This is a genomic window from Arcicella sp. GW821-FHT09D11, assembly GCF_059416265.1.
In genome coordinates this window covers 279,874-297,569 of record NZ_JBWKOV010000004.1, presented here as the reverse complement: position 1 = coordinate 297,569, position 17,696 = coordinate 279,874, and the positions used below count along the sequence as shown (strand labels likewise).

Genomic DNA, 17,696 nt, shown 5'->3' with positions numbered 1-17,696 from the left:
ACCTCAGCTATCAGTTATTAATCACTGACAACCGATAGCTGAATACCGACAGCCAAATTAGAATGTCAAGCTAATGTTGATACCATAACGACGAGTAGTTGCCGACTGCAAACCTGGGTCTTTTTGTGTACTTCTGCTTGAAGCACTATACCCAGCACCATATTGGTCTAAGTCAAAGTCAGTACGTTCTGCGAAATACAATAAATTACGTCCCACTAATGACACAGAAGCATTTCTGATAAATTTGTTATTGCCTAATAATCTTGCAGGAACAGTATAACCAATCACTATTTCTCTTAATTTCATGTAAGTCTTGCTAATCAAATAAGGCTCACCATATTGGAAGGCATTATAAACACCTTGCATATAACTTTGAACAGTTACTACTTTAGCATTTGGAGCAAATGATAATTCACTACTGTTAGCAATATTTCCAGTAGCATCATATTTAATGGTTCCACTTGCTACTACAACGCCATCGCCAATGTAAGCTGGTACAGCAGTTTTAGTACCCAAAGCTGTACTTTGCCATTCTTTCAAACGAGCTTCACCTAATGCACCCGTTACAGATTCCATCGCAGTACCTGAGTTTACTTGGTAAGCCCATACACGGTCGTTGATGACACCACCTACACGTCCGTCAACTTGGAAACTAAAATTGAAGTCTTTGTAAGAGAATTTGTTGTTCAATGCCCACACGAAATCAGGGTTTGTATTTCCTAATAATTGTTTGTTGTTTGTTCCTGTTGGCGGTACTAAAGGCACACCGTTAGACGAATAGATTACTTTCCCTTCGCCGTTTCTCAAGAACTTATAGTCATAATAGCCATCAAGTCTGTCTCCGATATGGAAAACGTGGTCAGGACCCGATAAATAGATACTTGTTTCACCACCGTAGATTTCCTTCAACGTTTCTTTGTAAGTAGAGAAGTTCGCTAACACGTTCCAGTTTAAACCATTAGGATTTTTCAACACTGAACCATTTAATGAAACTTCCCATCCGTTTTTCTGAGTTGTTACACCATTGATTGTATGGTTGTAATAACCCGAAGAAGAAGCGACAGGTAAAGGGAAAATCTGCGGGCCGTTGATAGATGTAAAGTAAGTAGCATCTAATGACAAACGGTTTCTTAAGAATTTCATATCAAAGCCTACTTCATAAGAAGTAACCGAGAAGCTCTGTAAAGCTGGGTTAGCAATCGTCCCTGAATAGTTGGCTATCGGTGTGTTGTTGTAAATAGAAGTATTGATGTTGTATGAGTTTTGGTTATCATAGCTTGGGCCGTCATAAGCAGAAACAATTTCAGCACCATATCCTAATAAACCACTAGCAAGTGCCTGACCAGTTACAGCTTGATACGCTGTACCGATAGTCGACTGCGTTAAACCACCTTTTACGTTAGCATACGACCCACGCAATTTAAAGAAAGAAACTGCTTGTGGTAAATTGATATAATCTGACACTACTGTACTCAATGAAACCGATGGATAAAAAATATTACGGTTATCAGCAGGCAACGTAGAAAGTTTGTCAATTCTACCAGTTGTTCCTAACGTCAAGAAGTTTTTGTAAGTAAAGTCTGCTGTATAATAGGCACTTGCTACTTCCATGTCAGCACGGTAGTTATAGGCTTTTACAGGATATTTCGAGTTACTGAAGTCATACACTCCCGGTACAATCAAAAAGTCAGTAGATGCCCAGCTTGAGTTATAGCTATAAGTTCTAAGGTTAGCCCCTGCAATAGCCGAAATCGTTAAGTCTTTCGTTACTGGCTTATTGAAACTCAACAAGAAATCTGAGTTGTTTTCTAATAAGTTTCTTCTGTCTTCACGATAATCACCTTGTCTTAAATCTGGTGTTTTATAGGTAATCATCGAATATGGCAACTTCTCTGTACGGAATTGAGTCCAAGTAGTGATTTGGGTTCTGGCAGAAAAATTCAGGAATTCATTAATCTTGTAGCTCAATTTCGCATATCCATATACGTCAGTTTTTTTATGCTCACGTAGCCATTCATAAGCCATGAAATATGGATTATTTTCACGACCATATTCAGCATAATACTGCTGAACGCCTGGCTTACCTTGTGGGCCTTTGTAATAATCACGCATATCAGCAATATCCCAGCTACTAGAACCATATACATTAAAGATATACGTATAACCTTCTGGCCCTGAACTTGGCTCTGGAATATTTGGTGAATTTTGAAGACTTAAGTTGATGTTTCCTTCTAATCTTAATCTATCCGTAAAGTTGTACCCAGCATTGATATTGAAGTTATTAATATTCAATTTGGTATTTGGTGCCATTCCTTTTTGATAGTTGTTGGCGATAGACAAACGCAAATCGTATTTCTCACCGCTTGCCGAAAGGGCAATATTATTCGTAGAGATAATTCCCGTTTCCATAAAACGAGCAAAGTTATCTTTACCAACACTTAACCAAGGTGTCCCCTGACGAATACCTGTTACTGGGTCTACGGGCGAATTGTATTGTGGTACATTTTGTCCTTCAAAACGAGGCCCCCAAATGTTTGTACGACGGAATTTACCGTCTTCATCATAAGTTTTGTTACCATAAGCATACTGATAGTTAACACCATAACCATATTCGCTCTGACGAGTAGGCACTGCCAAGAAGCTTGGCTCAGCCATTGTACTTGAATTGAAATCTACTTGAAACTGACGTTTGTCTTTCGAGCCTTTTTTCGTTGTAATCAAAATCGCACCGTTTTGTCCACGAAAACCATACAATGCCGCTGCATTTGGTCCTTTCAAAACTGAATACGTTTCGATGTCGTCTGAAGAAATATTCCAAGTATCAGAGTTGATGGGTACACCGTCAACAACAAAAAGTAAATCAGAGTTACCACGAAGAATCAATTGCGGACGACCTAGCATTTCAGCAGAAGAAGAAACTGTTAAACCTGCGATTTTTCCCGTTAAAGAGTTGATTGGGTTAGGTTCACGTGCTTTTACTAAGTCTTCACCTTTTACATCTTGGGTAGTATAACCAATTGAACGGGCTTCCTTCTTAATCCCTAATGCCGTTACGACAACTTCTTCTAATTGTCTGTTTTCCGCTAATAAGGTTACATCTAATGTTGTACGATTTCCTACCACAATTTCTTGTGTAGCAAAACCAATGTAGCGAAATACCAACACCATTTTATCATTTGCCAATGGCAACTTAAATACACCATTGCCATCTGTAGTAGTACCACGCGTAGTACCTTTGATAGAAATACTCACGCCTGGAATTACATCGCCATTCTTTTCGATAACTTTCCCAGTTAGAACATTGTCTTGTGCCAACACTACATTACTTAGCATAAGTAATGCAATGAAAAACAAGCTAACATGATTCAGTAAAATTTTATGTTTCATCTTGTAATAAGAGTTTGGGTTTGAAGTCACAAACTTAGTCCTGTCATATTACCTGCCTGTAAACGAAGGGTTATCTTAAACCAAGGGGAAATGATTAAATCTTTAAGAATGATGTTGTAATGTTAGTGATATATTAATGCCCTATTAAATGATGGAATAATGCTATTTCAAACACAATAAAAATTATTTGGTACAAATTATCATCACTAGGGAGGGACTTAAGTCCCTCCCTAGTGATTGGACATTGGATTCGACAACCCTGTTACATAATCAAGGATAATATTTTTTAAAATAAGTGCAACCTTCAAATCATTCCCTGCATCTTATGACTGAGATTTAGGAGAACTGCGTTTTTTTAAATCAAAACTCATCAACTTTAAAGCATCCGCTTAAACCAAAATCATTTGTATTTTAAGAAAGTTTACCATTCAGAAGGATTTTAAACCGATTACGGTACTTTGCATTGCAAGATACCATGTTTTACATATATCTTTGATAACATAAACCTAAACACAAGAACAAAACACCTCATTTTATAATAACACCTAAAGTCGATACCAGTAAAATGATATGAACCTATTTATAGTAAGCGTAATAGTAATTTCTAAACAATTTAAAATGAACCTTTAAATTCTAAACAGTAAAAAAATGAAAACCTTACTTAAAACCTTCGTCATTGCTTTATTTTCAACAGTGTCTTTCATGGCTAATGCTGGCGATGAATCAACAAATGATAAAAGGACGCTGAAAGTAGCAGTATATCAAACTGTGAATAGTCTTAGAATGAGTGTAGTAGTCGAGAAGATTATAGGCAGAAAAGCATCAGTGATTTTAAAAAGTAAATCTGGCTTTGTGCTGTTTGCTGAATATCTTAGGAAAAAAGATAAGCTATACTTTGGTAAACTTAATTTAGAAGAATTGGAAGATGGAAAGTATCTTATTGAGATTAGTGATGGAGAAACGACAATCGTTAAAAATGTGGAAATAGGCACTACAAAACCTGAAGTAGTGACGAATGACCGTTTTATTACGATGAATTAGGTTAGTTATTTGAAGTGTATTCTGTGTGCCACAGAACACGGATGGAGACCTTTCTATTAGCAGGCGACTTAAGTCGCCTGCTAATAGAAAGAGTTTTTAAAAATGTTAATATCAAAAGAGCTGTTTAAATAGTCTTCTTCTCCGTGGTCTGTGGCACACAGAACACAGGGCAGTGACAATATAAAACTATTCTTTCTTCCGAGTCCAGTAATAATAAAAAGGCAAACCTGTTGCCATCAATCCCAGTCCACTGAGTGCTTCCTCTGGTTTTTCGATTAACGTATTTACGATAAGGACGATACAGAAAAGTACGAAAACAGCAGGAACTACTGGATACCCAATTACTCTATAGGGACGATGTGCATCGGGCATTTTTTTACGTAATACAAATACCCCAAAAGCAGTAGCTCCATAAAAAATAAAGGCAGCAAAAATCAGCATATCGGTCAGTTGGTCGAATGTTCCTGATAATACTAATAGTGAAGTCCAAATAGCTTGGATAAACAATGCACGTGAAGGAGTATTATAAACAGGGTGAATATAATCTACACTTTTGAAAAACATTTTATCGTGTGCCATCGCATAAAACAACCTTGATGCTAATAATAAAGTAGTACTGGCACAATTGAAAGTAGTTACTAAGATTAATCCAGATATCAACATCCCGCCCCAAGCACCTAGAAAATGACTAACTACGGCTACAGCTGCAATTCCATTCTTGGATTCATAGATTTTGATAAACTCATCAATGGGCAAAATATATAAATACACAAAGTTCATAGACATATACAACACCATGATAATCAACGTGCCGATAATCAAGGCCAAAGGCAGATTTCGTTGTGGATTTTTCATTTCTCCCCCAATAAAACCAACACTTGCCCAACCTTCATATCCCCAAAAGGCACTTAAACACGCCAAAGCTAAAGCCTTGAAAAGAGTAGCACCTGACATGGCATCGGCACTGTATCTCACACTATTGGTAGTAATGTTTTCAAAACTTCCAACGCTTGAAAGTAAACCCAAGACAATAATCAATAACATTACGGTAGTCATCAACGCTGTTAATACCCTACTAAGGTTTTCTCCCAGTTTCAATCCCTTATAGTTGAAATAGGTCAAAAATATAATTAAAGCAATGGCTACTAATTTTACACTGAGGTTATCTAAAGGATGTAAACCAAAGACGCTAACGTCGGCCAAAGAAGCTGCCGTGATAGGAAAAGGGAAAACGCTATTCAGGGATTGTGCAAAAACGTAGGCGATGGAAGCAATAGAAGCAGTACGAATGACAGCAAAGTTGGTCCAGCCAAACAAAAAAGCAAAAAAACGATTATAGATTTTGCGAAAGTAAACAAACTCACCGCCTGAATCTGCCAACATACTGGCAACCTCAGCATTAGATAATGTCCCTGCCAAACTAATTAGTCCTGCTACTAACCATGCAATTAATACCAAAGAAGGAGACTGCAATTCGGCGGACATTGGAGCTACTTTTTTAAAAACGCCCGTGCCTATTACAGAGCTGATAATGAGCACGACGGCTGAGGTAAGTCCAATAGAGCGAACTAGTTTTCCTTGATTAGGAGGCGATGACTTCATTTGATGTGGTTTTAAGGATTGACAATTACACTCAATTTAATCAATGATGAGTAGAATTACAAAAAAGCCTTAATATTCTGATAATGTAACGAAAAACGGATAAACTACAAGGCGTGTTTGTCGGGTCTGGCAGGATAGAAAAGCCTATCAATGGCTATGGTCTTTAATCATAGGGATTAGTGGTATCTTCGTACATCAATCAAACGCTATTAACGTTATACAATGAATAAACCCTTACTGTTATTATTAATCTTATTTGTTGCTTTCTCTGGCTTCTCACAAAAAATTAATGATGCTTTTCAATTCAATATCCAAAAGACTCATACAAAAATTAAAATTGATGGTATTTTGGATGATGAAGCTTGGAAGAATACTGATGTTGCCAAAGACTTTTGGATGATGACGCCCATGGATACTTCACTGAGTTTAACCCCCACAGAAGTACGCCTTACTTATGATGAACATTTTTTGTACATCAGTGCTGTTTGTTATGAAAAAATTAAAAACAAAGGCTTTGTAGTAGAGTCGCTGAAAAGGGATTTCAATTTTGGGAATAACGATAATTTTTGGTTGATTCTCGAACCTTTCAATGATTTGACCAATGGTTTTGTGTTTGGGGTCAATGCGGCTGGTGCACAATTTGATGGCATTATTTCGGAAGGAACAAACCTGAATGCCAACTGGGATAATAAGTGGTTTTCTGAAACCAAATACTTGGGCGACCGTTGGATATTTGAAGCCGCTATTCCTTTCAAAACACTTCGATACAAGGCTGGGGAAACCAAATGGGGGATGAATTTTAGTAGATTAGACCTCAAATCTGGTGAAAAATCTACGTGGGCAAAAATCCCTCGTCAATATTTTAGTATTACCTTGGCTTATACAGGCACAATGGTTTGGGATACCCCTCCTCCTACTCCCAAAAGCAATATTTCAATTATTCCTTATGTGTTAGGTGGAACAAGTAAAAACTTTCAAGATGCTAGCTCGACGAGTGTTAGAAAGGATTTTGGTGTTGATGCCAAAATTGCCGTTTCGTCTGCCCTGAATCTGGATTTAACGGTAAACCCTGATTTTTCACAAGTGGATGTAGACCGCCAAGTAACGAACCTTAGTAGATTTGAGTTGTTCTTCCCTGAACGGCGACAATTTTTCCTTGAAAATGCCGACCTCTTTAATAATTTTGGCTTGAGCAGTATTCGTCCTTTCTTTTCAAGAAGAATTGGACTAGGCGTTCCTATTGATTATGGTGTAAGACTAAGCGGTAAAATCAATAACGACCTCAGAATTGGTGCTATGAATATCCAAACGGGTGTGAGTAGTTTGGAAAACAGACCTGCTCAAAACTTTTCTGCCTTGGTACTTCAACAAAAAGTATTTAGCCGTTCAAATATTAGCATGATGCTATTGAATAAGCAATCGCTTAGTTACGATGAAAATATCAATAAGGGCTTTAATCAGTACAACAGAAATGTAGGCTTTGAATACAATTTAGCCTCAGCCAGTAATTTATGGATAGGCAAAGCAATGTATTTAAAATCATTCAGTCCTAATAGCAAGGACGATGATTTTGTAAGTGCCTTTAATTTAAACTATAATGGTTTAGCAGTGGATGCAGGCATTCAATACGAATATGTAGGGAAGAATTATAATCCTGAAATTGGCTATGTACCCCGTACGGGCTATCATAAAATTACGGTACCGATACAGTATAATTTTTATCCAAAAAACAAAGCTAGCATAGTGCAGACGCATGGCCCATTGTTTTCAACCTATGCGTATTGGAATGCCGATAAATTACTGACAGATTTACAAAGGCAATATTATTATCTTTTTACCATGAAAGACCGTAGTAGTTTTACTGCCTATTACGAAACCAACTATATCAAATTGCCTTTTGCTTTCGACCCTACCAATAAGGGAAGTAACGATAAACTAGCCGCTGGAAGTGAACACAAATTTGGTTCGATGAATATCAATTACCTATCTACACCTCGGAAAAAATATACCTTTGGCTTTACTGGAAGTTATGGTAGTTATTTTGGTGATGGTAAATTACTTAGCATTTCGGGCGACATAGGTTATCGTTTTCAGCCTTATGTAAGCTTATCGGCCAATATCAATTATGTGGAAATTAGTGATGTAAAAATCCCTGTAAAAGACCAAAATGATTTAATTGTAAAATCAAACTTTTGGCTAGTTAGTCCTAAAATTGATATTACATTTACTAATAAATTATTCTGGACTACGTTTATACAGTATAACGAGCAGGTACAAAATGTCAATATCAATAGTCGTGTCCAATGGAGATATAAACCTGCCTCTGATATATTTTTAGTATATACTGATAACTATATTCCAGGGAGTTTAAATATTAAAAATCGTGCAATTGTATTGAAGTTTACTTATTGGTGGAATTTGTGACAGCTATGAGCCTTGAGCTTTCAGCTTTGAGTTATCGGCAACCGGTTGTCGGTCGTAAGCTGATAGCCGAAAACCCATAGCTAAAACCACGGTTTGAGAGTCAAGAATAATAACTAAAAGCTGATTTACCCGCAGATTTTCACAGATTGATACGCAGATTTACGGAGATTTTTTATTCAAAATCCGAACGATGACTGAAAGCTATAATTAGATGACCGAAACCAATTTACCACAATTAAAAAAATGATAGCTGATAGCTCAAAGCTGACAGCTAACAAAACCATGAAACCAAAAATAACCATAGAATATTGCCCCAAATGTAATTGGCTGATGCGTTCGGCATGGATGGCACAGGAATTACTGACAACTTTTGTAGATGAACTACAAGAAGTAAGCCTACGCCCAAGCGAAGTCTCTGGGCGTTTTCAAGTATTTTTAGAACAAGAAGTAATTTTTGATAGAAAAAGAGAAGGACATTTCCCCGAAGCCAAAGAATTAAAACAGATAGTACGAGACCTTGTCTGTCCAGAAAAAAGCTTGGGACACTCCGACAAAAAAACTACTTAAAAAAGTACATAGCTATGGCAAAAGATACTACCGAGGCCGCAAAACCAAACATAAATACGGTATACGAAAACCTCAGAAATTTGTATTTTTTGCCAAGTACTTTCCCTAAATAATATATATCACGGGTCATGCTGGCATATAAGAAATCAGAATCATTCATCATTTCTTTCATACCCCATTCATAATCAGTTAATTCCATCTGGTGGAAATTACCAAAGAAAAGTAAATTGGCTGTTTTCCCTTCAATGTCTTCACGGGAAAACTTACCAGAAGTAACATTAGGACGGACTGCCAAAATAGCAAAAATCGTAGCCACCAAGCACACAATGGTCAGCAAAGCTGTTGGTAATATTAGATTAGGCCAATCTTCCAATTTCCTCGCCAGCACACTGAGTACCAAAGAGATAATGATTGAATTAACCGAAATCATAATGTTGGCTTTGTTATCTGCCATCGCTGATAACTGAAAGTGATTGGAAGAGGTTGTTCTGAACATGGTTTCTATACCACGTTCTGGTTTTTTTATCTTGTCAGCTTCTTTTTTTTGTTTCTTTTCAAACTTAGTATCGTTCATCTCTTCTTTATCTTCCTTGTCTTCTTCCTTTTCTTCCCAAGGGAATTTAAATTTAAAACTTCCCCCTTGAAATTCTGCTAACTTCAGTAAGCCTTTTTTTAAGTTCTCTTGTTTCCGTGGTTCAAAATGTTCACGGGCATATTCTGTAAAATATTGGTGATGCTGTAGTAATTCTACTGTCGACTCCCACCATTTTTTCTCACCAATGCTTTTTAAAATAGAGCAAAATTCAATCCGTAAGTTTTCAGAATAATTCATAAATTCGGGTGAACCTAGGTGCGATAAGTCAGCATCACACAAAATCATTTCTTTACGATTCTGCGGATTTTGTGGCATTTTGGTGGCTTCAATACAGCCCAAAACTTTATCAATACGCTTTTCTGGAACTTCTAAGCCCTCTAAAAACGTTTTGGCCATAAGTTTACTTCTATCCTCATGGTTGATACAACCTTGCTGATAACCGATATCATGTAGCCAAGCTGCAATCAAAATCGTCTCAAGGGCTTTATCCGAGAGGTCAGAAGCTTTACCAATTTCCTCCGTCACTTTTACCACATGATGGGTGTGTCCAAAATTATGATAAATCAATTCCGCAGGCAATTTGTTTAAAATTCCTTCAGCATATTCTTGTACCTTTATGAGCAATTCCGTTTGCATAATCAACTTACAACATTAAATAAAAGCATGATGATCTCTTCCAAAACTCTAATTCTACTAACTTTCGTTCCATTATCTCTTTTTTCTTGTGCAAAGAAAGAAAAGCACAAAGAAAAAGAAATGCCTCAAGAAAACACTACAGCGTTTACAGTACCCTATGACTTGGAAAATCCGAGTCAAAAAATAACCTTACCGAAGAGCCTTAAAGAAATTTCTGGACTGTCATTTTATAAAAATAATCAATTGGCCTGCATTAATGACGAAGAAGGTAAAGTTTTTATTTTTGATTTAACAAAAAAAGAAATTAGTGAGAAGATTCCCTTCGGAAAATCAGGTGATTATGAGGGCATAGAAGTAGTAGGTAATGAGGTATTTGTATTGAGAAGTGATGGCTTAATTAAGAGCTTTAAAATTGGCGAGTCTTATGAAAGAGAAATCGACTGTTCAGACCCTGATGTTGTTGAATACGAAGGTCTTAGCTATGACCCTACCACAGGCAATTTATTACTAGCAGCCAAAGAAAGAATAAAGGAGGTAGATAATAAAAAGATGATTTATGCCTATGATTTTAAAAGGAAAATTTTATTTAAATCTATCGCTATTCCAGATGAAAAATTAATTGGTAAAGATGGCAAAAAAACTTTCCGTCCATCGGGCATCGCTATTCACCCAATTACTCAACAAGTATTTATTATTGCTTCGCAAGGCAAAAAGCTTTTGATTTTGTCTAAAGACGGAGCCAAGGAAGCCCTTATAGATTTAAACCCCAATTTATATAAACAACCCGAAGGCATTTGTTTTACACCAAATGGCAACTTGTATATTTCATCAGAAGGCGCTGGCGGAGATGGCTACATTTTGGCTTTTGATTATAAAAAATAATAGTTTGAGATTACTGTTAATTGATTTTTCTTAGCACAAATTAATTCAGTACTAAGAAAAATACTATCTTACTAAACCAACATATCAATCGTCCAAGAAAACATGGAGACTCCCTTTAAAAAGTTTATCTTCAAAAGCTTCAGTATATTGTTGCCTTTATTATTGCTTACTGCTGAAATCGGTTTTAGCCAAAAAAAGCCTAATTATTCAGTTTTTTTAATTGGTGATGCTGGCGAACCTCCGAAGAATGGCAAAAACATGGTGTTAAGCCCTTTGAAAAAGCAAATGCAACAAGCAGGCAAGCAATCAACCATCATGATTCTTGGAGATAATGTGTATCCTAAAGGGTTAAGTAATATCGATGAGCCTAATCGCAAAAATGATGAGGAACGTTTGGCTGACCAATTAAGCATTTTGCAAGATTATCAAGGAAAGCCCTTTATCATTCCTGGTAACCACGACTGGCAACAAGGAGGCAAAAAAGGTTGGGAATATATCCAAAATCAGGAAAAATTTGTTTCTGATTTTTTGAAAAGAGAAGACGTATTTTTTCCAAAAGGTGGATGTCCTACACCCCATGAAGTTGCCCTGAACGACCAAATCACTGCGGTCATTCTTGATACGCAATGGTGGCTACATCCTTGGAAAAAACCAGAAGCAGATTCTGACTGTGAAGTAAAGTCATTGGAAGAAATGCTGATAAGTGTCAATGATATTCTGGATAGAAACCGCCATAAAAAAGTGTTAGTAGTTGGGCACCATCCCATGTATTCGCATGGCTCTCATGGTGGTTATTATACTTTACAAGACCACCTTTTCCCATTTCATGAATTAGGAGTGCCTATCCCTCTGCCAGTACTTGGCTCTATTTATCCATTGTATCGTACCCTTATTGGTAATATCCAAGATATTCCACATCCTAAATATAAGCAAATGCGTGATGGATTGGTAGGCATTTTTAAGCAATACAAAAACGTAATTTATGCCAACGGACATGAACATAATCTACAATTAATTCAGCGAGATTCTATCAACTATATTACTTCGGGGGCGGGTTCAAAAAATACGCCTGTGAAAATGGGCAACGATTCTAAATTTGCTAGTTCGCAAATTGGGTTTGCTCGTCTAGATTTCTATGATAACCAAATCAAGTTGATATTCTTTGGCGGTGATGGCAAAGATGGTAATGAATTGTATAGTACAGATATCCTGTTGGATACCAACACGATTGACCCTAAAGACTTACAAACCGAAAAAATCCATCTTCAGGGTGTTGTACCTAACCCAAAATATAAAGCAGGGAAATTCAAAGCTTTTATGTTGGGGAACAATTATAGAGATATTTGGACAACGCCCATCAAACCTAGAACACTTGATTTTGAACAGGAAGAAGGAGGATTAAAAGTTATTCAACGCGGAGGAGGTTATCAGACGCTTTCATTACGTTATCAAAATCCTAAAGGCGAACAATTTGTTACGCGTTCCGTAGAAAAATATCCAGAAAGAGCCGTTCCAGAAGCTATCCGCAGTCAGTTTACTACTGATATTGTTTCTGACCAAATTTCTGCTTCACACCCCTTTGCAGCTTTGGTGGCTTCACATTTGGCAGAAGCTGCTGGGGTACTGCATACGAATCCTTCGTTGGTGATTATTCCAGAAAGCAATGTGTTAGGCAACTACAAACGCCTTTTCACGAACCAATTAGCTCTTTTTGAAGAACGACCAGAGGGTAGTTTTGCGGGTTCTAAAAAAATCCAAAGTACCCAAAAAGTAGTTGAAAAATTAGCCGAAGATAACCACAATGAAATTAACGAAAAAGAAGTAATCAGAGCAAGGTTATTAGATATGCTGATTGGCGACTGGGACCGCCACGAAGATCAATGGCGTTGGGCTGGTTATGAAAATGGTCATGACAAAGGTTTGAGCTTTAGACCTATTCCACGTGACCGTGACCAAGCTTTTTTTGTAAACGAAGGCGTTTTACCTCGTATTATTTCTCGAAAATGGATATTGCCTAAAATTCAAGGGTTTGATTATAAAATTCGTGATGTGGCAGGTTTGGCATTTAATGCACGCTATTTTGACCGTTCGTTCCTGACTCAATCTTCCGAGAACGATTGGATGGCGATGGCAAAAGAACTTCAACAAAAAATTAGTGATGCGGTGATTGATTCTGCTATCACGCACTTCCCTAATTTTCCAGAGCATTCACTAGTTATTGCCAAAAAACTAAAACAACGCCGTGACGACCTTCCGGGATATACTAAAGAGTTGTATAAATTTCTGAGTAAAGAAGTAGATATTCTGGGAAGTGATAAGGATGAATATTTTTTTGTAAGCCGACTTGAAGATGGGCAAACCAAAGTGTCAGTCTTTGACCAAAAGAAAAATGGCGGAATCGGTCGGACACTTTATGAAAGAACATTTGACCCAAAAATCACGAAAGAAATCAGGATTTGGGGACTAGACGGGGAAGACAACTTCAAAGTATTTGGTCAAGCCAACAAAGGCATCAGGGTGCGTTTGATTGGCGGAAAAGGGAAAGACATTTTTACAGACTCGTCTTCTGTCACTGGTTTAGCTAAAAAAACCATTATTTATGATAAAAAAGATAATACAACGCTCAATTTAGGGTCGGAGAGCAAGGATTTAACCAGTAATAAAAAGAACGTAAACGATTATAACCGCGAGGCTTTTAAGTATGATAGAATAGCTCCGCTAGCTTCTTTTGCTTATAACGTTGACGATGGTATTTTTGTAGGAACTGGTCTGCAATGGACTCGCCAAGGTTTTAGAAAAGAACCTTTTGCTTCTCAGCACAGTATTTCGGGTAATTACGCTTTTGGTACTAATTCATACAATATTTTCTATAAAGGAGAATTCACTGACGTAATCGGCAAAACCGATTTTGAATTAAAAGCCAATATTCAACAAGGTGGTTTGGTTGATAACTTCTTTGGGTTGAGTAACGAATCGGAATACAAAAAAGAGAAAGGGATTGATTATTACAGAATTCAATATGAAAACGAAGAGATTACAGCCCTTTTCAAAACCCGATTTAATAAGCTAACAATATATTATGGTGCTGCAAGAAATGAATGGCACATCAAAGAAAACCCTAAACGGTTTATCAACGAGTTCGCCCCACATGGTGATGAAATCTATCAGGACAAAAATTTTATCGGTCTAAAAACTGGTTTTATCCTTGATAATCGTGATAATATCATTTTTCCAACCAGAGGTATTTTATGGAACTTTGATGCCACTATTCAGCGAGGTGCAAATGATGTTACTAAGAACAATTATGCCAACCTAAAAACTGATTTATCATTTTATTATACTTTTAAATTACCCGCAGTTGTTAGCTTGGCAACTCGTTTTGGAGGAGGCGTAAACCTTGATGATTATGAATTGTATCAGGCTAATTCATTGGGCGGTTTAACAAACCTCAGGGGTTTCAGACGTACTCGTTTTTCAGGTAAATCTTCTTTTTATAACAATACAGAAGTTCGCATAAAAGTACTCAATTTCAAATCATATTTATTTCCAGCTTATGCAGGCGTACTTGCCTTTAATGATGTTGGTAGGGTTTGGAATCCAAACGAAAACTCAGAGAAATGGCACCAAAGCTATGGTGGTGGTATTTGGATTGCCCCTTTTAATATGGTGGTGATTACGGGCATGTATGGTATTTCAGAAGAAAATCATTTGTTTTCGGTGAAGGCAGGGTTGTTTTTCTAGTATTTATATCTTTCATCACTACAATTCTGATAATCAATTCTTTATTTCTAGCGAGGGACTTAAGTCCCTCGCTAGAAATAAAGAATTGTCAAAAGCATTTTACGCCAATTTCCATAAAAACATCTCGTTCTCCATTCCTTTCAATTTAACAGAGCCTACTTGCTTTGTATCAATCGGAATAGCAGAAATTTCATCCATTACTTCCTGACTTATCAGCAATTGAGATTGGTATTTTTTGTTCAATTGTTCTATCCTTGCAGCTTGAATTACTACATTCCCCGTAATATTATATTGCTGACGAGAGTCCGTTCCGATATTTCCTACTACGGCATCTCCTGTATGAATACCGATGCCTACGCCTGTATTAGGTATCGAACCCAACTCATTCATCTTCTGGATTTTTTCGATAATATCCAGTCCTGCTTTTACGGCATTTTCAGAGGGGTTTTCTAAATTAATGGGTGCGCCAAAAGTAACCATGCAACCATCCCCTAAAAACTGATTTACAATACCATTGTATTCATTAACGGTATTAACCACTACCTCAAAAAAAGCATTCTGATACTCCATTACTTCCTCCGCAGTATGTTTGTCAGCATACACCGTAAAATTACGGATATCCAAAAACATGATACTAACTTTTTGGTGCTTCGCTTTCAGAATACCATTTTGCTCTAACATTACCTGCGCTACTTCTGGCGAAACCTGCTGCCCAAACATTTCTACGATATGTTCTTGGGTCTCCATCCGTTCTATGGATAGCTGGATGCTCTTTCTAATCTGCGTAGCCACATAACCTGCCGACAAACCACCAAAAACCAAGGAGAAAGTTTTGAGCAGATATGAAAACATTTGTTTGGTATAAATATCATGCTCTGAAACAATCGTTCCAGATTCTATCAGGTGGTAGCTCAGAAAAAAGTATTCTAATCCTGCCAATAGGCCCGTCCACAACGACACGGCAAAACTCAGCCTTAGCGTTGATAGAATGATAAAAATAAAGTAGATATACACCAACGGAGAAAGTACTATCAGGATAGGATGGTTGTACTCTTGTCCCGCAAAATACATGACCAAGGTGAGTAACGTAATTTCGAGCGTTGCATTACCAAACTTCGCTACCAAAGGCATTTTATTCATTACTTTCAGTAGATACTTCATAGATAGCCAGACCGTCAGTTCATAGAAAGTCATAAATGCTAAATACAAAAATATAATCTGAGGGATGCCTTCGTGCCCATTTAAATAATTCAACTGATACACCGTTTTGGCAAACAGGGCATAACTGATAAAACTTATCGAGAAAAAAAGTAATAAAACCCCAGCCCTTTGTCGCTCCCTACGAATGTTCTCCTGCTCATACTGTATATCGAAATAGGTCAATGTGGGGTTCTCTGAAAATAGAAATTTCTTCATTTAATAAAATAAAATAATCATTTAATAAAAATATAACAAATTTGAGACAAAATAACTCCATTAAAATAAAACTTTATGAAATCTTTTGCGTTTCCTAAGGTGAAGAACTCCTTTCAAAAAACTTAAACAGATTTACAAAAATGAAAAAGTTAATTTTATTGACGTTATTTTCTATCACCGCTTTCATCAGCAATGCACAACACGAAGCAAGTAACGACAAGTCTAAAATGCCTTCTCCACCAGCAACTACTTCTGCTACTATCGGAGAAACTACTCTCACAATCAATTATAGCCAGCCAGCCGTAAAAGGACGTAATGTTTGGGATGGCAACCTTGCCCCTTTGGGTAAAGTATGGCGTACTGGTGCAAACGAAGCAACAACTTTTGAAGTAAGTAAAGATGTAGTCGTACAAGGAAAAACATTGAAAGCTGGAAAATATGGTTTTTTTACGATTCCTGGTGAAAAAGAATGGACGATTATTTTCAACAAAGTTGCTAAACAATGGGGTGCATTCAAATACAGTGAAGCAGAAGACGTTTTAAGAGTAACGGCTCCAGCTAGGGCTAACGATATGACTGAACGTTTTACCATCAAAGCTGAAAACAATGGTAATGTAACGTTAATGTGGGATAAAGTAGCCGTAACTTTCACAGTAAAGTAATTGCTATAAGCATATCAAAGAGGTTGTTTGCTATAAAAGGCAGGCAACCTCTTTTTTTGTAGGACTAATTGATGAAAAATATCATTTTATTGAATTTGCTCATCATTTGATAGCCGATTTTTAATATTTTTCATTAGCTTTACAGCGTTTATACATGTAAATACTTAATATAAAAACTAAGATTTATTACAAAAAAAACGCTTAATTTTTAATTGGTAATTGTTAATTGTTTCCTGTTACTTATCTTTACCATATTAATCAATCATTAACCTTAAGTATGAAGAAAGTCCTGATTGCCGAAGATAGCTCAGTTATCCAGAACCTTGCTAAGAAGATTTTAGAATTTCAAAATTTCGAAATCCATTCTGTTAAAAATGGGCAACAAGTGTTAGATGCTCTTGAGAAAGAAGATTTTGACATCATTTTGCTAGACATCAATATGCCCGTAATGGACGGAATGGAATGTGCTAAAGCAGTACGTAGTTTGAAAGACGAAGCTAAAGCTAAAATACCAATTATTGCTATTACTGGTAATGCTAGAAACTATTCTATGGAAGATTTCAAAGAAGCTGGTTTTGATGATATGCTTGCTAAACCTTTGAACTTTGATGCATTGGTTGCTCAAGTAAAAGCACTTACCGAATAGTTATGAAAAATGAGTTATGAGTTATGAAGCTGAGAGTTGATAGATAATTTACTCGAATATTATTAATTCATAACTCATAATTGATAATTCATAATTC

The 17,696-nt window shown here is 36.7% G+C and carries 11 protein-coding genes; 7 read left to right on the top strand and 4 right to left on the bottom strand.

Annotated features, from left to right (window positions below; genetic code table 11):
* Positions 1-57 precede the first annotated feature (57 nt).
* Positions 58-3,387: a SusC/RagA family TonB-linked outer membrane protein gene (locus AC07N0_RS14095; RefSeq protein WP_494589672.1), complete on the bottom strand. Its 3,330-nt coding sequence runs from the start codon at positions 3,385-3,387 to the stop codon at positions 58-60.
* A 648-nt stretch (positions 3,388-4,035) separates the two neighbouring features.
* Between AC07N0_RS14095 and AC07N0_RS14090 the strand changes: the two genes are divergently transcribed.
* Positions 4,036-4,428, top strand: a complete 393-nt coding sequence (locus AC07N0_RS14090; protein ID WP_492803382.1) for a hypothetical protein — start codon at positions 4,036-4,038, stop codon at positions 4,426-4,428.
* Positions 4,429-4,614: 186 nt separating this feature from the next.
* Here the strand turns inward: AC07N0_RS14090 and AC07N0_RS14085 are convergent, their stop codons facing one another.
* Positions 4,615-6,030 carry an APC family permease gene (locus AC07N0_RS14085; protein ID WP_494589671.1) on the bottom strand — a complete coding sequence of 472 codons (1,416 nt, stop codon included), beginning with the start codon at positions 6,028-6,030 and terminating at the stop codon, positions 4,615-4,617.
* Positions 6,031-6,252: 222 nt separating this feature from the next.
* Between AC07N0_RS14085 and AC07N0_RS14080 the strand changes: the two genes are divergently transcribed.
* Together AC07N0_RS14080 and AC07N0_RS14075 are read left to right on the top strand one after the other, a co-directional pair.
* Positions 6,253-8,454, top strand: coding sequence for a DUF5916 domain-containing protein (locus AC07N0_RS14080; RefSeq protein WP_494589670.1), 2,202 nt, complete (start codon positions 6,253-6,255; stop codon positions 8,452-8,454).
* Positions 8,455-8,736: 282 nt separating this feature from the next.
* Positions 8,737-9,021: an Rdx family protein gene (locus AC07N0_RS14075; RefSeq protein WP_492803377.1), complete on the top strand. Its 285-nt coding sequence runs from the start codon at positions 8,737-8,739 to the stop codon at positions 9,019-9,021.
* On the opposite strand, the gene AC07N0_RS14070 is transcribed toward AC07N0_RS14075, so the two are convergent.
* The gene (locus AC07N0_RS14070) at positions 9,014-10,252 is read right to left on the bottom strand and encodes a Pycsar system effector family protein (protein WP_492803375.1); all 1,239 of its coding nucleotides are present in this window, start codon (positions 10,250-10,252) and stop codon (positions 9,014-9,016) included. The genes AC07N0_RS14075 and AC07N0_RS14070 overlap by 8 nt on opposite strands.
* 120 nt (positions 10,253-10,372) lie before the next feature.
* Here AC07N0_RS14070 and AC07N0_RS14065 point away from each other — a divergent pair, with 120 nt between their 5' ends.
* Together AC07N0_RS14065 and AC07N0_RS14060 are read left to right on the top strand one after the other, a co-directional pair.
* Positions 10,373-11,134, top strand: a complete 762-nt coding sequence (locus AC07N0_RS14065) for an SdiA-regulated domain-containing protein (RefSeq protein ID WP_494589669.1) — start codon at positions 10,373-10,375, stop codon at positions 11,132-11,134.
* 102 nt (positions 11,135-11,236) lie between these two features.
* On the top strand, positions 11,237-14,875 hold the full coding sequence (locus AC07N0_RS14060; protein ID WP_494589668.1) for a BamA/TamA family outer membrane protein: 3,639 nt from the start codon (positions 11,237-11,239) through the stop codon (positions 14,873-14,875).
* 99 nt (positions 14,876-14,974) lie between these two features.
* On the opposite strand, the gene AC07N0_RS14055 is transcribed toward AC07N0_RS14060, so the two are convergent.
* On the bottom strand, positions 14,975-16,291 hold the full coding sequence (locus tag AC07N0_RS14055; protein ID WP_494589667.1) for an adenylate/guanylate cyclase domain-containing protein: 1,317 nt from the start codon (positions 16,289-16,291) through the stop codon (positions 14,975-14,977).
* Positions 16,292-16,431: 140 nt separating this feature from the next.
* Here AC07N0_RS14055 and AC07N0_RS14050 point away from each other — a divergent pair, with 140 nt between their 5' ends.
* Both AC07N0_RS14050 and AC07N0_RS14045 read left to right on the top strand, forming a co-directional pair.
* Positions 16,432-16,953: a DUF2911 domain-containing protein gene (locus AC07N0_RS14050; RefSeq protein ID WP_494589666.1), complete on the top strand. Its 522-nt coding sequence runs from the start codon at positions 16,432-16,434 to the stop codon at positions 16,951-16,953.
* A 277-nt stretch (positions 16,954-17,230) separates the two neighbouring features.
* On the top strand, positions 17,231-17,599 hold the full coding sequence (locus AC07N0_RS14045; protein ID WP_309919265.1) for a response regulator: 369 nt from the start codon (positions 17,231-17,233) through the stop codon (positions 17,597-17,599).
* Positions 17,600-17,696 lie beyond the last annotated feature (97 nt).

What these genes read in the sequence shown, in the direction of transcription:
- AC07N0_RS14055 (WP_494589667.1), bottom strand. Translation starts at nt 16,291, where the DNA reads ATGAAGAAATTTCTATTTTCAGAGAACCCCACATTGACCTATTTCGAT.
- AC07N0_RS14095 (WP_494589672.1), bottom strand. Translation starts at nt 3,387, where the DNA reads ATGAAACATAAAATTTTACTGAATCATGTTAGCTTGTTTTTCATTGCA.
- AC07N0_RS14075 (WP_492803377.1), top strand. Translation starts at nt 8,737, where the DNA reads ATGAAACCAAAAATAACCATAGAATATTGCCCCAAATGTAATTGGCTG.
- AC07N0_RS14060 (WP_494589668.1), top strand. Translation starts at nt 11,237, where the DNA reads ATGGAGACTCCCTTTAAAAAGTTTATCTTCAAAAGCTTCAGTATATTG.
- AC07N0_RS14065 (WP_494589669.1), top strand. Translation starts at nt 10,373, where the DNA reads ATGCCTCAAGAAAACACTACAGCGTTTACAGTACCCTATGACTTGGAA.
- AC07N0_RS14085 (WP_494589671.1), bottom strand. Translation starts at nt 6,030, where the DNA reads ATGAAGTCATCGCCTCCTAATCAAGGAAAACTAGTTCGCTCTATTGGA.
- AC07N0_RS14070 (WP_492803375.1), bottom strand. Translation starts at nt 10,252, where the DNA reads ATGCAAACGGAATTGCTCATAAAGGTACAAGAATATGCTGAAGGAATT.
- AC07N0_RS14090 (WP_492803382.1), top strand. Translation starts at nt 4,036, where the DNA reads ATGAAAACCTTACTTAAAACCTTCGTCATTGCTTTATTTTCAACAGTG.
- AC07N0_RS14080 (WP_494589670.1), top strand. Translation starts at nt 6,253, where the DNA reads ATGAATAAACCCTTACTGTTATTATTAATCTTATTTGTTGCTTTCTCT.
- AC07N0_RS14050 (WP_494589666.1), top strand. Translation starts at nt 16,432, where the DNA reads ATGAAAAAGTTAATTTTATTGACGTTATTTTCTATCACCGCTTTCATC.
- AC07N0_RS14045 (WP_309919265.1), top strand. Translation starts at nt 17,231, where the DNA reads ATGAAGAAAGTCCTGATTGCCGAAGATAGCTCAGTTATCCAGAACCTT.